Origin of the sequence: Mycobacteroides sp. CBMA 271 (genome assembly GCF_009729205.1) — a bacterium.
Lineage (GTDB): Bacteria > Actinomycetota > Actinomycetes > Mycobacteriales > Mycobacteriaceae > Mycobacterium.
Genome location: NZ_VTHB01000008.1, coordinates 351,948 through 375,550 on the forward strand (window position 1 = coordinate 351,948; position 23,603 = coordinate 375,550).

A 23,603-nucleotide genomic window follows, 5' to 3' on the forward strand; every position below is an offset into this window, starting at 1 on the left:
GACTCAGGATCGCATGTGGTGCCGACAACCGGACCTAGGCGCGCGGTGTCCGCAGCACCTGCCGGCCAATGGCGTACTTGTGCACCTCGGTGGGGCCGTCGTACAGGCGGAACGCACGCATATCGCGGAAGATCATTTCCACCGGTGTCTCGTCACTGATACCGATGCCACCGAGCACCTGGACACACCTGTCGGTGACCTTGAACAGCTCCTCGGACACAAACGACTTGGCCATCGAACTCTCGTGCCGACCCTTGGCGCCGTTGTCCATCATCCAGCAGGCGTGCCAAATGGTGAGGCGGCACTGGTGCAGCGCGATCTCGTTATCGGCGAGCATGAATGAGACGCCCTGGTGCTCGCCGAGCGTCTTGCCGAACGAGGTCCGGGTGCGCGCATGGTTAACCGCGATGTCCTGGGTGCGGGAGGCGGCGCCGAGCCAACGCATGCAGTGCGTCAAGCGAGCCGGAGCCAGCCGCAGCTGCGCGTACCGGAAGGCCTGACCGGTCTCGCCGAGCAGCGCCTCACGCGGCAGGGTCAAGTTGTCGAACCGGACGACGGCATGACCCTCCGCGTAGTTGCGGTCCATCGTGTTCATGATTCGTTCGATGACGATGCCGTCTGTCTCGCCGTCGCAGAGGAACAGTGTCGGCCCCTCGGGCAGGTGATCGTTGGCCTCCAGGTTGGCCATGATGATCCACGTTTTGGCGCCGCGTGCGCCGGTGATGAGCCACTTGCGTCCGTTGATGACGAAGTTCTGGCCATCGAAGGTCGCGGAGGTGTTGAGCTGCGACGGATCCGACCCGGCGCCATCGGGTTCGGTCATCGCGAACGCCGAGCGCTGGTGTCCCTCGATGACGGGCCGCAGGAACTTCTCGGATTGCTCCTCGCTGGTGATCTTCCCGAGCAGGAACATGTTGCCCTCGTCGGGCGCCGCGCAGTTCATGGCGATGGGACCCAGGGTGGACCAACCCGCAGCTTCGAAGATGACGGCCTGGCCGATGTGGGAAAGACCCCAGCCGCCATAGGATTCCGGCGCCTGCACGGTCAGCAGCCCGGCATCGCGGGCCTTGCCGACGAGTTCGTTGCGCAGCTCGTCGGTGGGGCCGTGCGCGGTGAGCCGCGGGTCACGCTCGTACGGGATGACGGTCTCGGTGACGAACTCGCGCACCCGCTGCGCCTTAGCGGCCAGCTCATCCGGAATGCTGAAGTCGATCATATTTCTCCCTTGGTGAATTGTGTTGCCGCCCAATCAAGGACAGCCATGGCGATGTTTTCAAAATCTGCGTAGCCGGGGCCGACGAGGTCGCCGGACTGCCACTTGCGGTACAGCTGCATCCACGCGACGGCAAGCCGAAGCCGCGCGCAGGCCACATGCCAGTGCAGGGGCCGCGACGGCGTTCCCATGGCGTCGAAGTAGTCGGCGATGACCTGCGCCCTGGTTCCGAATCCGAGCGCGGCGGTGGGCATCTGATGAACGGCGCGCACCGCGGCCGGGTCGTTCGGCTGCATCCAGTAGGACACCAGGATTGCCAGGTCGAACAGCGGGCAGCCGCGGGTGGCCATGTCCCAATCGATGATGGCGTTGGGGAACAAGGTTTCCCGGTCGACGAGCATGTTGTCGAGCTTGAGGTCCATGTGCAGCAACGAGACTCCCGAGGGTTCCGGGAGCTGCTGCCCCAACTGTGCGGTCAAGTTGGTGACGACGCCGGGTAGCCCTTCGGGCCACACTGCGTGAGCCCGGCGAGTCCAGCCCGCGAGCTGACGCTCCAGGAAGCCCTCGGGCCTGCCGAGTTCGCCCAATCCCACAGCGTCGGGCACCACCCGATGTAGAGCGGCCATTGCCTCGATCAGGGTTGCCGTGATGCGGGCCGGGGCGTTACCGGGAAGCCCGGTGGGAAGGTCCCCGCCGATCGCCAGGCCGTCTCGGTATTCGATGAGTTGGAAGGGTGCACCCAGGACGTCGAGATCGGCGCAATACAGCAGGCCACGCGGGGCCAGCGGAAATCCGGCCGCGAGCCGCGACAACACCCGCCACTCGCGGGCCATGTCATTGGCGCCCTCGGCTATCGGGCCTGCCGGCGGGCGCCGGAAAACGGCCGGTTCGCCGTCCAGCGTCACCAGGTAGTTCAGGTTGGCCTTGCCGCCGGCGAACTGTCGCGCCGCCGAGGCGTCCAGCTCGTGGCCTTGCCGCGTCACCCATGCCGAAAGCGCAGCCCAGTCCTGTGGCGTCGTCTCGGCTGTGGCGCGGAACACACGCGTAACCCTAGCCGCCCTCCCAACCGACTGGTTGGCTGGGGAGACACTCACTCGCTATCGTCAGCGGCATCGATCAGCCGCCCGAGTATCCGCCTGAGCTCACGTTGATCGTCGGCGCCGAGCCGACCGAACATGTCACCCTCCGCAGCCCAGATGGCCGACTCCACGCGCTTGAGTAACGCCCTGCCCTTGGCGGTAACCCGGGCCGGTAACGCTCGCCCAGAGGCCGGCGTCGCGGGCCGGGATACGAGAGCGGCGTTCTGCAGCCCGTTGAGAACCTGATTCATCGCCTGCGCCGAGACATTGTGTTCACGAGCCAGTTCGGCACTGGTGCGCCCGGGGCTTTCGTTGAGCATCCGCAAGCACATGAACTCCGGCATGCCAAGCCCCAGTGGCCGTAGCGCACCAAGGACCTGCGGGCGCATCACGGCACCGGCCCGAAACATCAGGTACCCCAGCGGCTCGATCTCATCGGATTCACTCATCGCAAGCATCCTGGCATGAAACGTCCAGGACGTGCGCAGACTCGTCCGTTCAATTCGCCACTTCGGTCAAGCCTCCCCGGGCCCGAGATATCTCGTACTGGTGAGCCCTTGCCGTGCAATGGATTAACACTCGCAGTCAAATTCTCAGGCTTCTCATATCAAGAACCTTGACATGTTCGATTCGGCACAGGTATCAAGGAAGTTGATACGGGTTCAGCCGACGACAGGTCAGCTGCCTGATCGTCAGAAAGAGAGAGTTAGATGTCTGATTCATATGAAGGCTTCGAAGATCGCGGCCCCGGTTTCGGCGGATTCGGTGGCCCGGGATTTGGCGGGCCGGGGTTCGGTCACGGCGGCGGCCCGGGTGGTTTCGGTCTCCGAATCAAGCGCGCGGTCACCGGCTCACTGCTGCTTGACGGGCCGGCCAGTGCCGCACAGATCGTGCAGCGTGTCTCCGATTCGACCGAGGGTGAGATCTTGCTGCCCGAGCCCGTAGTCGAGCGAGTGCTCGAACGACTCGCTCATCGCGGCGTCGTCAAGACTGACGGCGGTGTAGCCACCCTGACCGAGTTCGGCCTCAACGTGCTCGCGAAGCGGGGCATCACCAGCCAGACCGCGCAGGCGCTCCGAACCAAGGTCTTCCCGAAGCTCGTCAACGTTCTCAAGCTCCGCTCGGGGCTGACCGAGATTGCCGGCCTGGCGCGCGTTATCGCCCTGACCGGCACAGACGAGCAGAAGGAGAAGCTGGCCGAGGCCAGCGCCACCCTGCTCGCGACAGTCAACGACGTCAAGCGATCGCTACAGACTGCCGTCGCGTAAGGCCAGTTCATCGCCGTCCGTGTGGCCATCCCCTCTCGACCGCACGGGCAGCGAGCGCTTGCTCGGTGAAGGCGACATCGTGTCCTCTCGACCACCTCCAATAAACTGCGCGGATGCCCATCGAGCACCTATCGCTGCGCGGCCGGATCGCTCTGGCCGCCGGACGCTCGGCACGCTGGGCGTCCCGGCTCAGCGGCCGAGGCGCGGGCTCGATGATCGGCGGGCTGGTCGCCCTCAAGCTGGACGGCTCGGTGCTGTCGCAGCTGGGCCGCGGACGCCGCACTGTGCTGATCACCGGGACCAACGGCAAGTCGACCACTACGCGGATGACCGCGGCGGCGCTCGCCACCGTCGGCCCGGTGGCCACCAATACCGAGGGTTCGAACATGGACGCGGGCCTGGTGGCGGCGCTGGCCGGCACTCGCGAGGCCGAGCTCGCGGTGCTCGAGGTCGACGAGATGCACGTGCCCCATGTCGCGGACGCGGTCAACCCCGCGGTCATCGTGCTGCTCAATCTGAGCCGCGATCAGCTGGACCGGGTCGGCGAGATCAACAACATCGAACGCACCCTGCGCAAGGGCCTGTCCCGGCACCGCGATGCGGTCATCGTCGCCAACTGCGATGACGTGCTCATCACATCGGCCGCGTACGACAACCCGAACGTCATCTGGGTCGCGGCCGGCGGCGGCTGGGCCGGAGACTCGGTGAGCTGCCCGCGCAGCGGGGAACTCATCATGCGCGACGGAAACCATTGGTACAGCACGGGAACGGACTTCTCGCGGCCCGAGCCGGACTGGTGGTTCGACGATGACCGAATTTACGGCCCCAGCGGAATCAGCCTGCCGATGTCACTGACGCTGCCCGGCAATGCGAACCGCGGCAACGCCACCCTGGCGGTGGCCGCAGCCGTCGAGCTCGGCGCCCGCCCGGGTCCGGCAGTGGACGCCGTATCGGCGGTCGATGAGGTGGCCGGCCGCTACCGGAGCATCGACCTCGGCGATCACACGGTGCGGCTGCTGCTGGCCAAGAACCCGGCCGGCTGGCAAGAGGCGCTTTCGATGGTGGACACCGACGCGGACGGGCTTGTCATCGCGGTCAACGGGCAGGTGCCCGACGGCGAGGACCTGTCCTGGCTGTGGGACGTCAATTTCGAGCATTTCGCGTGCGATCAGGAGGCCACCATCACGCCTCCCGTCGTCGCCTCCGGGGAGCGCGGGACCGACCTGGCGGTCCGGCTGAGCTACGCCAGCGTCACGCACTCCCTGCACCACGATCCGGTGCAGGCCATCAGGGCCTGTCCGCCGGGCAAGGTCGACGTGATCGCGAACTACACCGCGTTCCTCAATCTCAACCGCGCACTCGCCAAGGGGGTGTCGTGAGCGAATCCACTGTCCGTGTGGGCCTGGTGCTTCCCGACGTCATGGGCACCTACGGCGATTCGGGTAATGCCGTGGTGCTGCGTCAGCGTCTCCGGATGCGCGGTATCGACGCCGAAATCGTAGAGATCACGCTGGCCGACTCCGTCCCCGACTCATTGGACCTCTACACGTTGGGAGGCGCGGAGGACTACGCCCAACGGCTCGCCACTCGGCACCTCATCGCGCACCCCGGGCTGCAGCGCGCAGCCGAACGCGGCGCGCCGGTGCTGGCGATCTGCGCGGCCATTCAGGTGCTCGGGCATTGGTACGAGACCTCTTCGGGCGAGCGGGTCGAGGGCGTCGGACTCTTGGACGTGACAACTTCACCCCAAGAAAAGCGCACCATCGGCGAACTGGCCGGGGTGCCCATCATGAATGAGCTCAACGACACCCTCACCGGATTCGAAAACCATCGCGGTGGAACGACATTGGGTCCGGCTGCGGCGCCGTTATCGCGGGTCACCCGCGGAGCAGGGAACCGTGTCGGAGACGCCACCGACGGTGTGGTGCAGGGCAGCGTGATCGCCACCTACATGCATGGCCCGTGTCTGGCACGCAATCCCGAGCTGGCCGACCTACTGCTGGCGCGCGCGATGAACGTGCAGGAATTGACACCGCTAGATCTGGACGACGTCGAGCGGTTACGCCGGGAACGCTTGTCCGCCAAGTAGACCCGCGCGACGGCCTGCGCTGCATTGAATACCCCGTCCATGGCTGAATGATGATCCACGCCACCGACAATTCGCCGAGAATGAATCCCTGGCGGGAAAGTTCGAGTGAGGGCCTACCTAGTTTCAGTCTCGCGGGGGAGAGGGAGTTAAAGCGGCCGGCGGCCGGAAAGCGCTCGGCCCAGCGTTAGCTCGTCGGCGAACTCCAAGTCGCCGCCCATCGGCAGGCCGGACGCCAGCCGGGTGACCGCCAGCCCCGGGAAATCGCGCAGCATCCGCACCAGATAGGTGGCCGTCGCCTCCCCCTCGGTGTTGGGATCGGTGGCGATGATGACCTCCGAAATGGAGACCCCTTCTTCTTCAGTTCCGATGCGCGTCAACAGTTCCCGGATCCGTAGCTGGTCTGGACCGACACCGGATAGGGGATCCAAAGCCCCGCCGAGCACGTGGTAACGACCGCGAAATTCGCGCGTGCGCTCGACGGCCTGCACATCCTTGGGCTCCTCGACGACGCATACCAACGCGAGGTCGCGGCGAGGGTCCGAGCAGATACGGCAGCGTTCCTTATCGGAGACGTTCCCGCACACCTCGCAGAACTGGACACCGTCGCGCACTCGCGTCAACGCAGCGGTCAGTCGGTCGATATCGGGAGCCTCGACACCTAGTAGATGAAAGGCGATGCGCTGCGCGCTCTTGGGTCCTACCCCGGGTAGCTTGCCCAGCTCGTCGATGAGGTCCTGGACCGGCCCCTCAAACACCGGGCAATCCCAGCCCTCCACCAAGGTCGCCGAGACCGCCCGCGAGCGGACCCAGCCGCTGGCTTGCCAGGTCCTGGGTCTTCGACGTCAGGTCGGCGAGTGCGCCGATGATCAGGTCTTGCAGCGTCTCGACATCCTCGGGATCGACGACCTTCGGGTCGATCTGGACGCCGGTCACCTCACCACTTCCCTTAGCGGTGATCCGGACCAACCCGCCACCGGACTCCCCGATGACCTCGGCTGCCGCGATCTGCGCCTGGGCAGCCATCAACTGCTGCTGCATCTGCTGTGCCTGCGCGAGCAAGGCCGACATATCCGGGGCGCCTCCGGGTTGCATGGGTCTCCTTAAACAGGTGAGTATCAAGTTGGTCACGCTCGCCGGGCCTCGGCGGGTCGCCCCCAAGGGTAGCCGCCGACCGGGCTACCGTGGCCAGGTGCGAGTGAGACTGCGTCATGGAGTGTCGCCGACCCCGCGGCTCCGGCGCCTGGTTGGGGCGGCACTACTAACGGCGGCATCGGTTACGGTGCTGCCTGTCCTCGAACCAACAGGGGCGACGATCCCCACTGCCAGCGCGGCACCCGGTATCGCCGGCCGCATCGTGGTGCTGGACCCCGGACACAACGGCGCCAATGACGGCTCGATCAACAATCAGGTACCCGACGGCCGCGGCGGCACCAAGAGCTGCCAGACCAGCGGCACCGCCACCGACGGCGGCTACCCGGAGCACACGTTTGCCTGGAACACCGTGCTGCTCATCCGTCAGCAACTGACCCAGCTCGGCGTGCGCACCGCCATGACCCGCGGCGATGACGACAAACTCGCCGACTGCATCGACAAGCGGGCCGCTAGAGAAAACAGCTTCAACCCGGACGCGGTGGTGAGCATCCACGCCGACGGCGGGCCCGCCGGAGGCCACGGCTTCCACGTGAACTACTCAAGCCCGCCGGTAAACGCCGTGCAGGGCGAGCCGACGCTGCGCTTCGCCAAGACCATGCGCGACAGCATGCAGGCGGCCGGCCTGACACCGTCCACCTACATCGGCACCGGCGGACTGTACGGACGCTCTGATCTGGCAGGCCTCAACCTCGCCCAACACCCAAAGGTGCTCGTCGAGCTCGGCAACATGAAGAACGCGCAAGACTCCGCGATGATGACGAGCCCCGAGGGCCGTTCCAAGTACGCGCAGGCCGTCGTCGCGGGCATCGTCGCGTTCCTGAGCGGAACGGCACCTGCCGCTGCGGAGCCGGCCCCGGCACCCGAGGCCGCTCCCGCGGGCGGTTAACTCTCGATCGTCTTCTTGAGGTTCGCCAGCACCTCTGCCTGAATCTTCTTGAGCCCCAAGGGCGCAAAGGTCTTCTCAAAGAATCCCTTGACGCCACCGGCGCCGGTCCACGCGGTCTTCGTGGTGACAGACGATCCGGGCCCGGCGGGTGCGATGGTCCAGCTGGTCACCAGGGTGGAGTTGGCGTCCTTCTCGATGACGGTGTGTCCGGCCACGCTGACGCTGGACGTGATATCCCGCACACGTGACTCGGTGGCCTGCAGCTTCCACGACGCGACGGTGCCCTCACCCTGACCGCCTTCGAGCACCTGGTAGTCGCGGTAGTGGCTGGACAAGATCTTGGGGCGCACAGTCTGGTAGTCGGCGACCGCGGCGAGCACTGCCTCGGGCGCCGCGTCGATCAACACCGAACTGGACGCGCTTACCTGACCCATGAGTTCTCCCTCGCTACTTTTGGTTCTACTACTGGATGTAGTCGCAGTCTAGGGGTCGCCCACCAGATCGCCCAGGCGCCGTTCACCGTCCACCGTCTGGCCGCCGCGCGTCAGGAAGGTGTCGATCCGGTGGGTGCTGTGTGGATCACTGAATGCGGCAACGATGGCCGTCCGTTCCGCCGCCAACCCCGGCTCCAGGTCAACTGCCAGCGCATCGACCGTGCTCTTGGCGCCGGCGATCAGTTCCAGCGGATTGACAGCGATACGCCGGGCTAGCCGTTCCACGAACCTCCACCCCTCATCGGGGTCCAGGGCACGGTTCACCCAGCCATACCGCTCCGCCAGGTCAGCGTCGAAATCCTCGTGACCCAAAATCACTTCGAGCGCACGTGCGCGGCCCATGGTCTGGACCAGATGCTGCGGGCCGGAACCCGCAGGGACGATGCCCAACCCCGTCTCCACCTGATTGAAGGTGGCCTTCCCGCGCACCGCGAACCGCATGTCGAGATTGAGGAGAAGCTCACTGCCCCCGCCGGCGACGCGGCCCTCCACGAGCGCGATGGTGACCTGTCGCAGCGCGCGAAACCTGCCGACCAGCCGTTGAAAGGATTCGACCGACTCGGCGGTGCGCGCCGAATCTGTTTGCAGGATTTCGACATTCAGATGGGCGATGAAGAAGTCGGGGTTGGCGCTGCCGAACAGCACCACCCTGACGTCCTCGCGATCGACGAGCCAGCGGGCGAGCCGGGACAGACTCGACATGAGCGCCCCGTCGAGAAGATTGAGCGGTCCGTGATCAATTCGGACCGTCAGCACCCGATCGGTGAGCTCACAACGCAACCCGGTGAGCTCGGGCAGCTCAGTACCCATCAGAACGCGACGGAACCCGGGGGCAGGCCGAGTTGCACCCTGCCGAACAGCTCGTAAGCCGAATCCGTGTCGTAGACGACGTGTGTGGACAAGGTGTTCACGTCGCGCAGGTGGCGCTGCAGGGGCGAATCCTCGTATTGGGCTGATGCCCCGCACGCCTCGACCGCCTCGCTGATGGCCTGTTTACAGAGCTCGACAACGTAGGCGCAGTTGCGTCGCACGGCAACCCGGTCCTCGGTGGTCAGACCCGCACCGGACTGCAGCTTGTCCTCTACATCACGCACCGTCTGCAAGAGCAGAGTGCGGGCCGATTCCGCCTGCGCCGCAACATGTCCCATCCGTCGGTGCGCGGTCGCAAGCTTGGACTGCTCTTGCATCGAGTACCGCATCACGCGGGTCTTGATCTTCTCGGTGAACAGTTCAACAGTCCCCAATGCCATCCCCACCGCGGGCGCGGCCGCGACATTGGACAGCGCGCAGAAGAGCGGTATCCGATAGATGGCGGACCCATGCAGGTCGGCCGACGGCGATTCCCCCCGCGCTAACGGACCGAACTCCTGCACCCGATGTTCGGGAACGAAGACGTCGTTGACCGCGATGTCCATGCTGCCGGTGCCCCGCAGGCCGGAGGTGTACCAGGTGTCGATGACCTCAACGTCGGACTTGGGAATCATGAAGGTACGCAGGTCCGGGTACTTCCGAGGTTCTTCATGTTGCACCACCGCGGCGACCGACGCCCACGACGCGTGCCAGATGCCGCTGCCGAATTGCCAACGCCCACTTATCTTGTAGCCGCCTTCGACCGGGGTCGCCACACCCGACGGCGACCAGCTGCCCGGGAAGAGCAGCGGCGAAGCGGATCCGAACATCTCGTCCTGCAGCTTCTCGGGGAACAACCCCGCCAGCCAGTTGTGGATCCCGTAGATACACAGGGTCCATGCGGTCGAGCCGCACACCTTGCCCACTTCGATGACCGCGCCGACGAGTGTTTCCAGGCTGGCCTCGTCGCCGCCGTACCGGCGCGGCGCCATCAGGCTGAAGAGACCCGACTCCGACAGCTCGGCGATGGTTTCGTCGGGCATCCGGCGCAGGCGCTCCGCCTCAAGCGCCCGAGCGGCAAAAGCGGGCGCGAGTTCACGCGCACGCGCAGCCGCATCGACATGAACACTGGAACTCGTCATCTAAACCTCGCAACCTGCGCAATCATGGTGAAATGATGCGCGATCGGACCAAAACTGAATCTGGATTCAGGTTTAATGTAACCTTGGCAGGTGCCTATGTCTAGCGATTCGGCGATCCGGCCTGCGGCGGTCGAACAACCCTCCACTCAGCGCGGTCGCAGCACCCGCCGCGCCTTGATGGACGCCGCGCGCGAGGTGATCTCCAGGGTCGGGTACGCCGAGACCCGAGTTGTCGACATCACCACCGAGGCCGGGAAATCCGTCGGGGTCTTCTACAACTACTTCACCGACAAGGCCGAGCTGCTGCGCACCATGGTCGATGAGTTCCGCGACCAGGCCTACACCCGCGGCGACACCGCAGCGACCGGCGATCGCGAGCCATACGACGTGATCCGGGACATCGTCGCGGTGTACTGGACCACCTATCGCGAGCACGCACCCGTTCTCTCCGGGGTGTTCCAGGCGGCTCAGATCGACCCGACATTCGTGGCCTACTGGCGCGACTTGCGGGCCCCGGCACGCACGATGATCGCCAAGAACATTCGGCGCCTGCAGGCGCGCGGCTACTCCCCGGGGATGGATCCCGACATCACGGCATCGGCGATCGGCGCGATGATGGACTACTTCTGTTACGTGTGGCTGGTCGAAGGAGGCGAGACCGGACGCAGCTCGGTCACCGACGAGGTGGCCATCGACACGTTGTCCCGCATCTGGTTCAACGCCCTGTGGTGGAAGCCAGAAGGCGCGCATGACACCACCTGATTGGGTGGCCGTGCTTCTCGCGCGCGCCGGGTTGGTGCCGACGGACGCGCAACCGCTGACCGGCGGCGTGTCCTCCGACGTGTGGCGAGTGCGGCTGGATTCCAACGAGTCAGTGGTGGTCAAACGCGCCATCGGAAGGCTCCGCGTCGAGGCGTATTGGGTAGCACCGTTGGAGCGCAACACCATCGAGGCACGTTATCTGTCGCGCGTTGCGCGAATCGTGCCTCAATTCATCCCACGGGTCGTCGCGGCAGATGAGGAACTCCACGCGTTCGCGATGAACGACCTGGGACCCCTTCCCTCGTGGCGGGACGATCTGGCAGGCGGGCGAATCGATCCCGAGGTGGGCGCTGCACTCGGCGAACGTCTCGTCGCCGTCCACGCCCACACGGCCGGCGATGCCTCGGCGGCAAGTGAATTCGCATCCGATGAGCTGTTCGAAGCGTTGCGTATCGAGCCATACCTGCGATACACGGCGCAGAATCTTCCGGAACACGCGGCGGCGCTGTCCCAGCTGGCCAACGAGCTCGCGGCGACTCACCTTGCACTGGTACACGGAGACGTCAGCCCCAAGAACGTCATCGTCACGGCAGACGGTCCGGTGCTGACCGACGCCGAATGCGCCTGGTACGGCGACCCCGCCTTTGATCTCGCGTTCTGTCTCAATCACCTCATGCTCAAGCGGATCTGGAAGCCCGAGCACCGTGATCTACTGCAGGAGACCAGCACTCGGCTGCTCACCATGTACTTGCAGGGCGTCTCCTGGGAACCACCGGATGCCGTGGCAACCCGCGCCGCGCGGCTCATACCCGCTCTGGCGCTCGCCCGCGTCGACGGACGGTCACCAGTGGATTACCTGTCTGCTTCCCAACGCAATTCACTGCGTATCTCCGCAGGACGCGCCCTGCATAAATCGGCCACCGATCCATTGGCTATCGCACAACAGTTAGAAGGCTTATGAACGGGACACAGATCAGCGGTGTGCACGCCCGACGGGTATGGGATTCGCGGGGCCGCCCCACCGTCGAGGCGGAACTCCTGCTGCGCGATGGCAGCAGCGGGCGGGCGATCGCCCCGGCCGGCGCCTCGCGCGGCAGCGGTGAAGCGACCGATTTACGCGACGGCGGGGCCCCATTCGCCGGGTACGACGTGACGGCTGCGGTGGCAGCGGCGCGCGGCCTGGCAGAGCATCTGGTCGGCATCGACGCCACCGACCAGAGGGCCGTCGACGCAGCGCTCGCCGCGGCAGACGGTACGGCCGGGTTCGCCGCCATCGGTGGAAACACCTCGGTGGCGATGTCAATGGCCGCCGCACACGCCGCCGCGGTAGCACACGGAATCCCGTTGTGGCGGTATCTGATCGGTGATCGGACCGCCGCGATGCCAATGCCGGAGATTCAGGTGATCGGCGGCGGCGCCCATGCAGCACGGCGCACCGACGTGCAGGATTTCATGGTGGTCCCCGCGGCTGCCGACAGCATCGAGCAGGGACTCAACTGGGTTTCCGAGATCCATCGTGCTTGTGGTGCAATACTTTCCGAGCAGGGTCAGCTTGCCGGCGTCGCCGACGAAGGTGGTTGGTGGCCGGTGGTGGATTCCAATGAAGACGCTCTGGAGCTACTGGTGGCGGCCATCGAGCGCGCAGGATTGCGGGCCGGCGAGCAGGTGACGATAGCCCTGGATATCGCGTCCAGCGAATTCGGCAGCGGGGGCCGATACCGGCTGGGGCTCGATGGCACCGAGCTCGACTCCGATGCGTGGTCGGAGATCTTGATCGGCTGGATCGATAAGTATCCGATCGCCTCCATTGAAGATCCACTGGCCGAGGACGATCCCGCGGGACTGGCGGCCTTCACTCAGGCGGTTGGGCACCGGGTGCTCGTCGTCGGCGACGACTTCACCGTCACCAACGCCGAACGGGTACGCGCAGCAACCGAAATCGGCGCGTGCAACGGCTTGCTGGTGAAGCCGAATCAGGCGGGGACGCTCAGTGCGGCCAAGTCGGCCCACGACGCTGCTCACGACTGCGGATGGGACACCATCGTCTCCGCACGCTCCGGTGAGAGCGAGGATGTCACCATTGCGCATTTGGCGGTCGGCTGGGGCGCCGAGCAACTCAAGGTCGGCTCCATCACCAGATCAGAACGTACCGCCAAGTGGAATGAGCTGCTCCGTATCGACGAGCAGCTTGGCGGAGCGCCGATTCGGTTGGGACGATTGACCCTTGGTTAGTCGCCAGTAGTCACAGTTAGTCGCACCTTCTACATCTCGGTCGCGCCCCACCCCGAACCGGACTAGCGTGGAAATCGTGCCTATCGCATCGAGATCGGCGCACGCCGAGGGAGTGAACCGGCTACTGGAGAGCTACCGGTCCATTCCCCCGACGGCGACCGTCCGTTTGGCTAAGCCCACGTCAAATCTGTTCCGCGCAAGGGCAAAGTCGACCGCACCGGGTTTGGACACCTCGGGTCTGACCGGTGTCATTGGCGTGGATCCGATCAACAGGACCGCCGATGTCGCGGGCATGTGCACCTACGAAGATCTGGTTGCCGCCACACTCCCCTACGCGCTGTCGCCGTTGGTGGTGCCACAGCTCAAGACCATCACGCTGGGCGGCGCGGTCACCGGACTCGGTATCGAATCCACGTCCTTCCGCAACGGCCTTCCGCACGAATCGGTCCTCGACATGGACATCCTCACCGGATCCGGCGAGATCGTCACCGCGTCGCCGCACCAGCACCCGGATCTGTACCGGGGATTCGCCAACTCGTACGGAACCCTGGGGTACTCGGTGCGTCTGCGCATCGAACTCGAACCCGTCAAACCGTTCGTCGCCCTGCGGCACATCCGATTTCACGCGCTCGATGAGCTGGTGACCGTCATGGATTCGATCACCGATTCGGCGACCTTCCAGGGCGATCGGGTGGATTATCTGGACGGGGTAGTTTTCAGCGCCGATGAGTCCTACCTATGCCTGGGCACCCAGACGGCGGTTTCGGGTCCGGTCAGCGACTACGCCGGACAGCAGATCTACTACCGATCGATCCAACACTCTGAGGGCACGATCCGTGATCGTGTCACCATTCATGACTACCTATGGCGTTGGGACACCGACTGGTTCTGGTGCTCCCGTGCCTTCGGGGCGCAGAATCCACGCGTTCGGCGACTGTGGCCCCGGAGGTATCGGCGCAGCAGCGTCTACTGGAAGATGATCGGCCTGGACCGGCGCTACAACATCGCCGACCGCATCGAGAGGTTCAACGGGCGACCCGCGCGAGAACGCGTGGTGCAGGACGTCGAGGTGCCCCTGGAAAACACGGCCGCCTTCCTGCAGTGGTTCCTCGATGAGGTTCCTATTGAACCGATCTGGCTGTGCCCGTTGCGGTTACGCGACACTCCGGAGCCCGCGGGGTGGCCACTCTACCCGATACGGCCCGGACACACCTATGTCAATATCGGCTTCTGGTCATCGGTACCGGCTGGCGCTACCGATGGAGCCACCAACCGCCTCATCGAAGATAAGGTCGGCGAGCTGGGCGGGCACAAATCGCTGTACTCCGAATCCTTCTATCCACTCGATGAATTCGAAGACCTGTATGGCGGCGAACACTATCGCACCTTGAAGAAGACGTACGATCCCGATAACCGATTGCTGGATCTCTACGCGAAGGCGGTACGGCGACAATGACAACGACTCAGGGCGAGAACGGGCGACTCTCATTGGCCGAGATTCTGGAGATCGTGGCGGCCGGGGATCTGCCCATGCGCTTCAGCGCGTACGACGGAAGCAAGGCCGGACCCGAGAATGCCGAGCTGGGGCTTGATCTGTTGACGCCCCGCGGCACAACCTATCTGGCGACGGCGCCGGGCGATCTGGGGCTGGCGCGAGCGTATGTTTCCGGCGATATTGAGATGCAAGGGGTACATCCGGGCGACCCCTATGAACTGCTTAAGGCCATGGCCGAAAGGCTGGACTTCAAGCGTCCACCGGCCCGGGTGCTGGCCAACATCGTCAGGTCGATCGGCGTGGAGCATCTGCGCCCCATCGCACCACCGCCTCAGGAGGCGCTGCCTCGCTGGCGGCGGTTCGTCGAGGGCTTCCGGCACAGCAAGACACGCGATTCCGAGGCCATCCACCACCACTACGACGTGTCGAATACGTTCTACGAGTGGGTACTTGGACCGTCCATGACCTACACATGCGCGTGTTATCCGAGTGCCAACGCCACCCTGGAAGAGGCGCAAGAGAACAAGTACCGCCTGGTGTTCGACAAGCTGGCGCTCACGACCGGGGATCGGCTGCTCGATGTGGGGTGCGGCTGGGGGTCGATGGTCCGGTATGCCGCCCGGCGTGGTGTAAAGACCATCGGGGTCACGCTGTCGGCCGAGCAGGCGGCATGGGCGCAGCAAGCCATTGCCGACGAAGGCCTCTCGGATCTCGCCGAGGTTCGTCATGGCGACTACCGCGACATCACTGAACGAGAGTTCGACGCGGTGTCGTCGATTGGGCTCACCGAGCACATCGGCATCGCGAACTACCCCGCGTACTTCCGGTTCCTACAGTCGAAGCTGAAGACCGGCGGGCTGCTGTTGAACCACTGCATCACCCGACCCGACAACCGAACCTCGGCGGTCGCAGGGTATTTCATTGACCGCTACGTGTTCCCCGATGGGGAGCTGACCGGTTCGGGCAAGATCATCACCGAGGTCCAGAACGTCGGACTTGAAGTTCTTCACGAAGAGAACCTGCGTCACCATTACGCGTTGACGCTCACGCAGTGGTGCGCCAATCTGGTCGAGCATTGGGATGAGGCGGTCGCCGAGGTCGGTGAGGCCACCGCGAAGGTCTGGGGCCTGTACATGGCGGGTTCACGACTGGGCTTCGAGCGCAACGTTGTTCAGCTTCACCAGGTGCTGGCCACGAAACTCGATGAGCGGGGCGGGTCCGCGCTGCCGTTGCGTCCATGGTGGCGGCCATAATTGAGACCGATGCGACTACGTTTCGAGCAGTTTGCACCCGCCGACCCTCCTGACTCCTTTGACCCGTGGCATCGGATATCGCTGATCGATGACAACGACAAAGTCATCGTGCTGTTCGAGGAAGCGATGGACGGCGACGAGTTCATCGAATGGTTCTTCGAGAACGAAGCCGCAATCACTTCTGAGGTTGCACCATTCCCATTGAAGGAGAAGGACTCCTTACGCCAGAGCTTCGAAGATGCCTGGGACAAGCTACCGAACTGGCATGTGCACATTGAGCCATCCGGAGTCAAAGATCCCGATGACCCTGCAGCTGATCGATTGGGAGAGTATCGACAACGGCATAGCTCCGTTTTCGCGGCGAGTGGAATGGAATTTCCCGAGATCTTCTTCGGCCTGGGATATCACGGCCCTGAGATCTCCTGCATCGGCGCACCCGGGTCCTGGCATCCAGAGTTCTGGAGCGGCCCCGAGTGGAAATGGCAGTACTACCCCGTCGACTATCCAGAATTCTTCCTATGGCTCCGAATCCAGCACCCGGACAAGGCTCCTCCATTGGTAGGCGTCCTGCCTCTCGACCCAGTAGGTGCCTGGTACACAACGCCGGACGACGGGCGCGCTCCCGACAGCTATTCGTTGGAGGAGATCGAATGCAACCCTTGGGGCGAGCTTCCCGACGATGCAACTCCTGTGATGCAACAGGTCTATCGGGCGCGCACCAAACCCATCGCCAGTTACACCGCCGAGGACCTTCGTGTTCTGATCGCTCAACAGGTCGGCCTGAACGTGGCGATACCGCACGCTCTGGTGCGCCTACAACATGAGCCGCTGTTGGAAGCCGACTTCTACCCTGGTGATGTACTTGCCGCCGTACTCAGAGTCTCGCCCGAGTATTGGGTGGCCAGCCCCAGCCATCGCGCAATAGTGGAAAAGATCGTCTGCCGCGTCGATGCCCCGGAACTCGCCTCTGATATCGAGGCATTCCGAAAGGCCTAACTGGGATCGATCTTGCGAGCGCCCAACTCGTTCTGAAGTAGTTCGAGCGCAACCTCTTCGGGGTCTCGTCGCGGTCCGGCCTCACCCTGGCCGGCCTCGGCGAGCATCTGCTCTTCCTCTTCCTCGGGGTTCGAGGGCTCCGGCTCCGGTTCTGGCTCGGGAGCCGGCTCAGGCGTCGGGCGGCTGGGCCGGGTCACCACTCGCGGAGCGGGCTTGTTGCTCTTTTGCGTGGGAGCCGAAGCGGCAGCCTCGCCACTGCCGACCTCACAACGGATTTCCCAGTCGACGCCGAGGGCATCCTTCAGGGCGTCCCGGATGACCTCGGCGTTGCGCGACTCGGTGATCCGCTTGGCCAGCGGCGGCGAATCATGGGACAGCACAAGGGTCTTGCCCTCGATGGCTCGTACGGTCGCACCCGAGAGCATGACCTCGGTGGTCCGGCTGCGGTCGCGAACCTTGGACCGGATCTCAGCCCACGCATTGCGGACTGCAGTGGTGTCCAGCGCGCCCGGCTGACGCGGCGCGGGAGCGGGCTCTGGTTCGGGTTCGGGTTCGGGCTCAGGTTCTGGCGCCGGTTCGGGTTCGGGTTCGGGTTCCGGGGCGGGAGGCTCCGGCGCCGGTGTTGACTCTGGTTCTGGAGCCGGCTCTGGGACCGGAACGGGTGCCGGGGGCTCGGGTGTCGGAGCAGGGGCGGGCGGCGCGGGTGCGGGTTCCGGCGCAGGCGCGGGTGGCTCGGGAGCTGCGGCGGGTGCCTCCGCGGCCGGAGCGGTGGGCGCGTGCGACTTACGGACGAACCGAGGCGATTCACCACCTCCACCGGCCTCCGGAACGGACATATCGAGACGCTTCTCGATGCGCTCGACACGTTGCAGCACAGCAGATTCGGCATCGGTGGCCGAGGGCAGCAGCAGCCTGGCGCACACCACCTCCAGCAGCAGCCGCGGCGCGGTCGCACCACGCATCTCCCCCAGCCCGGCGTGCAACACCTCGGCGTACCGGGTCAGCGTGGCGGCTCCGATCCGCTCGGCCTGACCACGCATGCGCTCAAGGACATCTTGCGGAGCGTCGACCACGCCGCGCTCGACGGCATCCGGAACTGCTTGCAGGACAATCAGATCGCGAAAGCGCTCCAGCAGGTCGGTGCCGAAACGGCGCGGATCATGGCCGGCGTCCATCACACCCTCGATGGCCCCGAACACCGCGGCGCCGTCGCCCGCGGCGAGGGCGTCCACCGCGTCGTCGATCAACGCGATGTCGGTGACGCCCAGCAGCGACAGAGCGCGCTGGTAGGTGACGTGTTCCTCGTCCGCGCCGGCGAGTAGCTGATCAAGCACCGACAGGGAGTCGCGAGGGGACCCGCCGCCCGCGCGGATGACGAGCGGATACACCGGATCGTCGACGGCGACGTTCTCCTGCGCGCAGATGCCCTCGATGAGGGTTCGCATGGTCTTCGGCGCGAGCAGACGGAACGGGTAGTGATGGGTGCGCGACCGGATAGTCGGCAGCACCTTCTCCGGTTCGGTGGTGGCGAAGACGAAGATCAGATGCTCGGGCGGCTCCTCGACGATCTTGAGCAGCGCATTGAAACCCGCGGTGGTGACCATATGCGCTTCGTCGATGATGAAGATGCGATAGCGCGACTGTGCGGGAGCGTAGAAGGCGCGGTCGCGCAGCTCCCGGGTGTCGTCCACACCGCCGTGGCTGGCAGCGTCGAGCTCGATGACGTCGACGTTCCCCGAGCCGTTGGGGGCCAGCGCGACGCAGGAATCGCAGGTTCCGCAAGGCCGGGAAGTAGGACCGTCGGCACAATTGAGCGAGCGGGCCAGGATGCGCGCGGAGGATGTCTTACCGCAGCCGCGGGGCCCCGAGAACAGGTAGGCGTGATTGATCCGGCCGGCGTCCAGTGCAGTGGTCAGCGGTCCGGTGACATGCTCCTGGCCGACAACTTCGGCGAACGTCGCCGGGCGATACTTGCGGTACAGGGCCACGGAGAGCAAGGGTACCGGCGACCCCAGACGGTCCTGCCGGGCCGGTGTCTTGAAACCGCACTACGAACATCGACTACATTCCGTGATCTTGTTCGCTAAAGTCCGCTCATGAAGACACGTCGCGTTGATATGAACACTGTGTTGGCGGTTGGCGCGAGTGTCATGGCACTCGCATTCACCTCCGCTTGTTCCAAGGATGCGCCGAGCAATTCACCGGTGCCTGAGTCGAGTTCACAGAAGCCGGAAGAACCGAGCACGAAGTTGCCCGCGGGGCCTGCCACCGGGTTGATCTTGACGCGTGAAGACTTCCCGGCGGGCGAGGGTTCGTTCACCGTCGAGGACAAGCTCAAGCTCGACAAAGACAAGACGGGCAAGTCCAAGCCGGAGAAGGTCAACCCACCCGGATGCTACGAGTTCATTTCCGAGGGAGACGGCGATTACGACCGGGCGCAAGCCAAGTACGAATCGAACAGCGTGACCGCGGAAAGCAGTGTTGGGCTCGGGATCAAGCAGTCATTCGACGACCTCGCGAAGCGGGCCAAGGAGTGCGAGTCGGTGGAGATGGAGGGCGATGGCGTGGCAATGAAGGCGCACGTCTCCATCGCCGATCTGGCCGGCGCCTCCGCGGAAACCAAGTTGGTGAAGGTCGCCGGCTTTCTCGGACCCGACGGGGATCAAATCGGCGTCGAGTCGCATATCGCGGTCGCACATCCCCGCGGAACGACGGTCAGAATCGAGGTCGATCGATTCATAGAACCCTGGACGCCCGAGCAGGACACGTTGGTGTTGGATCTACTCAACAAGCAGATCGCCAAGGTGCAGAAGGCGCCGTAGGTGGATCTACACAGGACGGATGGGGGACTCCCGTGGCTCGCACGCTGTCCATCGGCGCGATATCCGCTGCGCTGATCTTCGCGTCGGCGTGCACCAGCGTGATAGATGGTGAGCCGAAGACGGACGGTTCACCCGGACCGCCCACGGGCGATCTCGACTCACTCCTGCTTAACCGTGCGGACTTTCCCGCTGGGTCCGGCACATACAAGGTGGTCGAACGTCCGGGCGACGACGGGCCCCAGGTGTCGCCGGCCGAGTGCAACATCTTCGTCAACCACGACACGGTCCCCTTCGACCAGGCCGCCGCACAGTTCGAGGACGGGCCGCTTCGCGTGGACGTTGTGGTTGGCAGGGGGATTACCGACTCGTTCCAGACCATCGAAGCGAAGGCTGGGCGGTGCGGCTCGGTCACGCTGGATCTTGACGGAATCGGCGGGACGGGCAGCGTCAAGATCGAGAAGGTATCGGGGACTGCCGTCGAAGCGACGGAGGCCGTCTTTACCGGCGGCCTCGGCGTGGACGGTGAGCAGACCGTCGAGATCACCATCAAGACGCTCACCGCACATCCGCGGGGAGCCACGGTGACCGTCAAGGTCATGCATGCCATGGAGCCATGGGCGCCCGACAACGACAAGTTGGCGCTGACACTGCTCAACAAGCAGATCCAAAAGGTGCAAAAAGCGCCCTAGTCGTTGCGCTCCAGCAGCTTTTCGGCAGCGGCGAGCAGGGCCCAATCACATTCTGCAACTGCCAACTTCAAGAAATCAGTTGCCAGCACCACCCGTCTGACGAACACTTATTTCGTGGACGAGGTACTTGAACTGCCAGAGCGGAAACCCCGAGCAGGAGAGCACGTTGCAGGGTGCACGTTCTTTCTTTGGGGCAATACCGAATGTGCGATAGGCGCTCAAGCAGAGGACGGTGCCGCATTTGAGCAGTACAAACTCGGGACCAAACGTCCCCAAGTAACGAACCGCAAAGGATTCATAGCACTTCGCCCTTTCCTGCTGATTGAAACGAATTCTTCAGCAGAGGCGTCTCGTCTTGCCAGCTTGCTGGATGCATTCGATACCGCGGACGCCCGGTACGACACGGTGAGGCTTCCGATTCACGAACGGATCAGTAGGTATGCAAAATTCGATATCAATGACGATACGCTCTCAATTGAGGCGCGCGGTAACAGAGTGTTCACTATTAGGATCAAAGATCGTCTATCCTATTTCCTAAAGCTCACTCAATGCCTCCATTTCTACATTTATGATGAACCGGCCCGACCTCCCCTCTACTTCGGTGCAATAAATGGACGACATGCACCTATTCAATGGCCAATCGAGGCCGTGCACAGAGGGTCCATCAATCCGGGTATATTGGAGAAATCGAAAGAATGGCGACCTGCAATCATTCTCGATTACAACACCCGAGATGGAGATACCGGCACACGACCCTATGCCTGCCAGAGTGAGAGCTACTATATAAGCCAGGAAAGAGCATACACTCCGGAAGTGAGACCCAGGGCGTGCTGCATCGTATGCCAGGGCACAGATCTGAACGACGAGCATTGCATACCAGATTGGCTATCGAAGAGCCTCAACGTTATCCCCATCACGGCCAAGGTGTTTTGCAAGGCGTGCAATAGCTTCTTCGGGGATGAACTCGAGTCTCCCGTTGCAACTCTATATAGATCGGGCCTACTAATGAGCCCATCATACGAAAGTCTGGTCGATCGGTGGGCAGCAAAAACTGCAATAGCCTTAGCGTCGATTTCTCACGTCCACATTCCCCAGCCATTAATTGATTACGTCAGGTCCTCCAAGGCTGACCCTCTCCTTCTATGCTACAGAGAACGGGACGATAGCCCTGAAGAAGCTACCGATTTTTGGTATAGACTAACAAATTTTGATAGGGCAATGCCAGATGCCTTTCTGTTCTGTTTCGGATTCGGACCATTCGTATTCATTCTGATTCGTGGCGGGCAACACCGCCAGCAATTAGGCCAAGAAACCACCCCTACTCCAACGCACGCTAGTTCCGACGTACCGGATAATGTGTACGACGGTCTGCTTCAGAAGTACTTTGGCATAACGCTAGAGATCGAGCCCGCCGATCTTCGTAGAACCCGACCACGAAACGGATGATGTAACGCCACCAGACTCGTAATCCGGTCCTCACACTGCTCAACAAGCAGATCGAAAAGGTGCAAAAGGCGCCCTAGGCGCCACGCTCCAGCAGCTTTTCGGTAGCGGCCAGCAGCGCACACGTCGCCAGACCATCGACGGCCGCGCCGACGATTTCCAATGACGGGAACGACGGCGCAAGCCGAATATTCTTGTCGTGCGGATCATTTCGGTACGGGAAGGTTGCACCCGCCTCAGTGAGCGCGATGCCCGCTTCCTTGGCCAGAGCCACCGTCCGTTTTGCGGTGCCGTCCAGCACGTCAAGGCTGATGAAGTAGCCGCCCTTGGGCTCGCTCCAGGAGGCAATTTTGCTCTCGCTCAGCCGCTCGTCCAGGATCTCCAGCGCCAGTTGGAACTTAGGCGCCAGGATCTGCTGATGCTTCTGCATGTGCAGCTTCACACCCTCGGCATCTTTGAAGAACCGCAAGTGTCGCAGCTGATTCACCTTGTCCGGACCGATGCTGCGCTTACCGGCATGCTGCAGGTACCACGCAATGTTGGCCAGCGATCCGCCCATGAAGCTCACGCCCGCGCCCGCGAAGGTGATCTTCGAGGTGGAAGCAAAGACCAAGGGGCGGTTGGGGTTCCCGGAAGCTTCCGCCAGGCCCAGCAGGTCCACGTTCCGGACGAAATCATGGGTCAGCGTGTGCACGGCGTAGGCGTTGTCCCAGAACAGCCGGAAATCTGGTGCGGCCGTGTTCATCTGGGCCAGTCGACGGATGACCTCCCAGGAGTAGACGGTCCCCGTCGGGTTGGAGAAGACGGGAACGCTCCACATGCCCTTGATGGCAGGGTCGGAGGCGACGAGTTCCTCGATGAGGTCGACGTCGGGACCGTCCTCGCGCAGTGGCACGGGAATCATCTCGATGCCGAAGGATTCGGTGATCGCGAAATGCCGGTCGTATCCGGGCGCCGGGCACAGGAACTTGAGTGACGACTCTTGGGCCCAGGGTCGCGGCGAATCGACATTGCCGTGCAGCAGCGAGTACACGATCACGTCGTGCATGAGTGACAGGCTGGCGTTGTTGGCGGCGATCAGATTGGGCGCAGGGATGCCGAGCAGCTCGCCGAAGATGGAGCGCAGCTCGGGTAGGCCGTTGCCGCCCCCGTAGTTACGGGTATCGGTGCCATCGCTGTCACGGAAGTCTTCTGCACCGGGGAGGGACAGCAGACCGTTGGACAGGTCAAGCTGCTCAGGTGCCGGCTTGCCGCGCGTCAGGTCGAGGGAGAGGCCCTTGGCCTTCAGCTGGTGATAATTTTCCTGCTGCAACCGATGCTGAGCTGCGAGTTCGTCGGGTCCGAGTGACAGGAACGACACGGCTTTCCCCTATTCGCCCCCGCGGGGCATCTGGAGGTCGCGATATTCGGAAAGGGGACCCCGCGCACCCGACAGAGCCCGTTGACCCTTGCTGCCTTCCAGCCCTGGGGGAGTTCACAGGATAGACGCCGCGCGGGGTCCGGCGACCAGTCTAGTAGGCCGGTGTCAGCTGCTCCGGATGGTGGTGGGTATCGGTGACTGGATCACCGAATTTCAGTTGTGGTGGCGGTATCCATTCGGTGGTGCCGTCTCGTTGTTTTCGGGTGGTCCAGCCTTGGGATAGGAGGCGGTGGTGGGCGGGGCAGGCGAAGGTGAGTCGGTCGATGTCGGTGGTACCGCCATGGGCCCACTCGTGGATGTGGTGGACCTCGCAGAGGTA

Annotated in this window: 23 protein-coding genes and 1 other RNA gene; 12 read left to right on the top strand and 12 right to left on the bottom strand. The window is 63.8% G+C overall.

Annotated elements, in window-relative coordinates; translation table 11 throughout:
• Positions 1-34 precede the first annotated feature (34 nt).
• The 3 genes from FZI91_RS21745 to FZI91_RS21755 are packed head-to-tail and all read right to left on the bottom strand — an operon-like array spanning position 35 to position 2,750.
• On the bottom strand, positions 35-1,216 hold the full coding sequence (locus FZI91_RS21745; protein ID WP_155941142.1) for an acyl-CoA dehydrogenase family protein: 1,182 nt from the start codon (positions 1,214-1,216) through the stop codon (positions 35-37).
• Complete coding sequence (locus FZI91_RS21750; RefSeq protein WP_375234401.1) at positions 1,213-2,253, bottom strand: phosphotransferase family protein; 1,041 nt, start codon at positions 2,251-2,253, stop codon at positions 1,213-1,215. Before FZI91_RS21750 ends, FZI91_RS21745 begins: the two co-directional genes overlap by 4 nt.
• 50 nt (positions 2,254-2,303) lie before the next feature.
• The gene (locus FZI91_RS21755; RefSeq protein WP_162526761.1) at positions 2,304-2,750 is read right to left on the bottom strand and encodes a MarR family winged helix-turn-helix transcriptional regulator; all 447 of its coding nucleotides are present in this window, start codon (positions 2,748-2,750) and stop codon (positions 2,304-2,306) included.
• Positions 2,751-3,002: 252 nt separating this feature from the next.
• Between FZI91_RS21755 and FZI91_RS21760 the strand changes: the two genes are divergently transcribed.
• From FZI91_RS21760 to FZI91_RS21770, 3 genes are all read left to right on the top strand, one after another.
• A complete protein-coding gene (locus tag FZI91_RS21760) occupies positions 3,003-3,560 on the top strand; it encodes a hypothetical protein (RefSeq protein ID WP_155941144.1) in 558 nt (185 codons plus the stop codon).
• Positions 3,561-3,673: 113 nt separating this feature from the next.
• Positions 3,674-4,939: a Mur ligase family protein gene (locus FZI91_RS21765; RefSeq protein ID WP_155941145.1), complete on the top strand. Its 1,266-nt coding sequence runs from the start codon at positions 3,674-3,676 to the stop codon at positions 4,937-4,939.
• Entirely contained in the window at positions 4,936-5,649 is a 714-nt protein-coding gene (locus tag FZI91_RS21770; RefSeq protein WP_162526762.1) for a type 1 glutamine amidotransferase, read from the top strand. The genes FZI91_RS21765 and FZI91_RS21770 overlap by 4 nt, the downstream gene beginning before the upstream one ends.
• 146 nt (positions 5,650-5,795) lie before the next feature.
• Here FZI91_RS21770 and recR read toward each other — a convergent pair whose 3' ends face one another.
• Entirely contained in the window at positions 5,796-6,404 is a 609-nt protein-coding gene (recR, locus tag FZI91_RS21775) for a recombination mediator RecR (protein ID WP_162526763.1), read from the bottom strand.
• On the bottom strand, positions 6,397-6,741 hold the full coding sequence (locus tag FZI91_RS21780) for a YbaB/EbfC family nucleoid-associated protein (RefSeq protein WP_155941147.1): 345 nt from the start codon (positions 6,739-6,741) through the stop codon (positions 6,397-6,399). Before FZI91_RS21780 ends, recR begins: the two co-directional genes overlap by 8 nt.
• 28 nt (positions 6,742-6,769) lie before the next feature.
• Between FZI91_RS21780 and FZI91_RS21785 the strand changes: the two genes are divergently transcribed.
• Positions 6,770-7,687, top strand: coding sequence for an Rv3717 family N-acetylmuramoyl-L-alanine amidase (locus FZI91_RS21785; protein ID WP_239001983.1), 918 nt, complete (start codon positions 6,770-6,772; stop codon positions 7,685-7,687).
• Here FZI91_RS21785 and FZI91_RS21790 read toward each other — a convergent pair.
• Genes FZI91_RS21790 through FZI91_RS21800 form a run of 3 tightly spaced genes read right to left on the bottom strand, consistent with a single transcriptional unit; the run spans position 7,684 to position 10,172 of the window.
• Positions 7,684-8,121, bottom strand: a complete 438-nt coding sequence (locus FZI91_RS21790) for an SRPBCC family protein (RefSeq protein ID WP_155941148.1) — start codon at positions 8,119-8,121, stop codon at positions 7,684-7,686. The two genes, FZI91_RS21785 and FZI91_RS21790, sit on opposite strands and share 4 nt — an antisense overlap.
• Positions 8,122-8,169: 48 nt before the next feature.
• Positions 8,170-8,991, bottom strand: coding sequence for an enoyl-CoA hydratase/isomerase family protein (locus FZI91_RS21795; RefSeq protein WP_155941149.1), 822 nt, complete (start codon positions 8,989-8,991; stop codon positions 8,170-8,172).
• Positions 8,991-10,172 carry an acyl-CoA dehydrogenase family protein gene (locus FZI91_RS21800; protein ID WP_155941150.1) on the bottom strand — a complete coding sequence of 394 codons (1,182 nt, stop codon included), beginning with the start codon at positions 10,170-10,172 and terminating at the stop codon, positions 8,991-8,993. The genes FZI91_RS21795 and FZI91_RS21800 overlap by 1 nt, the downstream gene beginning before the upstream one ends.
• 90 nt (positions 10,173-10,262) lie before the next feature.
• Here FZI91_RS21800 and FZI91_RS21805 point away from each other — a divergent pair, with 90 nt between their 5' ends.
• The 6 genes from FZI91_RS21805 (at position 10,263) to FZI91_RS24065 (ending at position 16,910) form a co-directional block, all read left to right on the top strand.
• Positions 10,263-10,934 carry a TetR/AcrR family transcriptional regulator gene (locus FZI91_RS21805; protein WP_309224226.1) on the top strand — a complete coding sequence of 224 codons (672 nt, stop codon included), beginning with the start codon at positions 10,263-10,265 and terminating at the stop codon, positions 10,932-10,934.
• Positions 10,921-11,895, top strand: a complete 975-nt coding sequence (locus tag FZI91_RS21810; protein ID WP_155941151.1) for a phosphotransferase — start codon at positions 10,921-10,923, stop codon at positions 11,893-11,895. Before FZI91_RS21805 ends, FZI91_RS21810 begins: the two co-directional genes overlap by 14 nt.
• Positions 11,892-13,166, top strand: coding sequence for an enolase C-terminal domain-like protein (locus FZI91_RS21815; protein WP_155941152.1), 1,275 nt, complete (start codon positions 11,892-11,894; stop codon positions 13,164-13,166). Before FZI91_RS21810 ends, FZI91_RS21815 begins: the two co-directional genes overlap by 4 nt.
• A gap of 76 nt (positions 13,167-13,242) precedes the next feature.
• Positions 13,243-14,622 (top strand): FAD-binding oxidoreductase, encoded by a 1,380-nt coding sequence (locus FZI91_RS21820; protein ID WP_162526764.1) that lies wholly within the window; start codon positions 13,243-13,245, stop codon positions 14,620-14,622.
• Positions 14,619-15,914: a class I SAM-dependent methyltransferase gene (locus FZI91_RS21825; protein WP_155941153.1), complete on the top strand. Its 1,296-nt coding sequence runs from the start codon at positions 14,619-14,621 to the stop codon at positions 15,912-15,914. Before FZI91_RS21820 ends, FZI91_RS21825 begins: the two co-directional genes overlap by 4 nt.
• 9 nt (positions 15,915-15,923) lie before the next feature.
• On the top strand, positions 15,924-16,910 hold the full coding sequence (locus FZI91_RS24065; RefSeq protein WP_239001981.1) for a contact-dependent growth inhibition system immunity protein: 987 nt from the start codon (positions 15,924-15,926) through the stop codon (positions 16,908-16,910).
• Here the strand turns inward: FZI91_RS24065 and FZI91_RS21835 are convergent.
• Positions 16,907-18,898 (bottom strand): DNA polymerase III subunits gamma/tau, encoded by a 1,992-nt coding sequence (locus tag FZI91_RS21835; protein ID WP_162526765.1) that lies wholly within the window; start codon positions 18,896-18,898, stop codon positions 16,907-16,909. The genes FZI91_RS24065 and FZI91_RS21835 overlap by 4 nt on opposite strands.
• A 108-nt stretch (positions 18,899-19,006) precedes the next feature.
• Here FZI91_RS21835 and FZI91_RS21840 point away from each other — a divergent pair, with 108 nt between their 5' ends.
• Together FZI91_RS21840 and FZI91_RS21845 are read left to right on the top strand one after the other, a co-directional pair.
• Positions 19,007-19,732 (top strand): hypothetical protein, encoded by a 726-nt coding sequence (locus FZI91_RS21840; RefSeq protein WP_155941155.1) that lies wholly within the window; start codon positions 19,007-19,009, stop codon positions 19,730-19,732.
• A 32-nt stretch (positions 19,733-19,764) separates the two neighbouring features.
• The gene (locus FZI91_RS21845; RefSeq protein WP_162526766.1) at positions 19,765-20,421 is read left to right on the top strand and encodes a hypothetical protein; all 657 of its coding nucleotides are present in this window, start codon (positions 19,765-19,767) and stop codon (positions 20,419-20,421) included.
• Between the two features lie 1,519 nt (positions 20,422-21,940).
• Here the strand turns inward: FZI91_RS21845 and FZI91_RS21850 are convergent.
• The 3 genes from FZI91_RS21850 to FZI91_RS21860 form a co-directional block, all read right to left on the bottom strand.
• On the bottom strand, positions 21,941-23,224 hold the full coding sequence (locus tag FZI91_RS21850) for an aminotransferase class I/II-fold pyridoxal phosphate-dependent enzyme (protein ID WP_162526767.1): 1,284 nt from the start codon (positions 23,222-23,224) through the stop codon (positions 21,941-21,943).
• A gap of 49 nt (positions 23,225-23,273) precedes the next feature.
• Positions 23,274-23,368, bottom strand: an RNA gene (gene ffs, locus FZI91_RS21855) — signal recognition particle sRNA small type.
• Positions 23,369-23,375: 7 nt separating this feature from the next.
• Positions 23,376-23,603, bottom strand: a 228-nt coding sequence (locus FZI91_RS21860; RefSeq protein WP_166548269.1) for an HNH endonuclease signature motif containing protein, incomplete at its 5' end; no start/stop codon positions are given.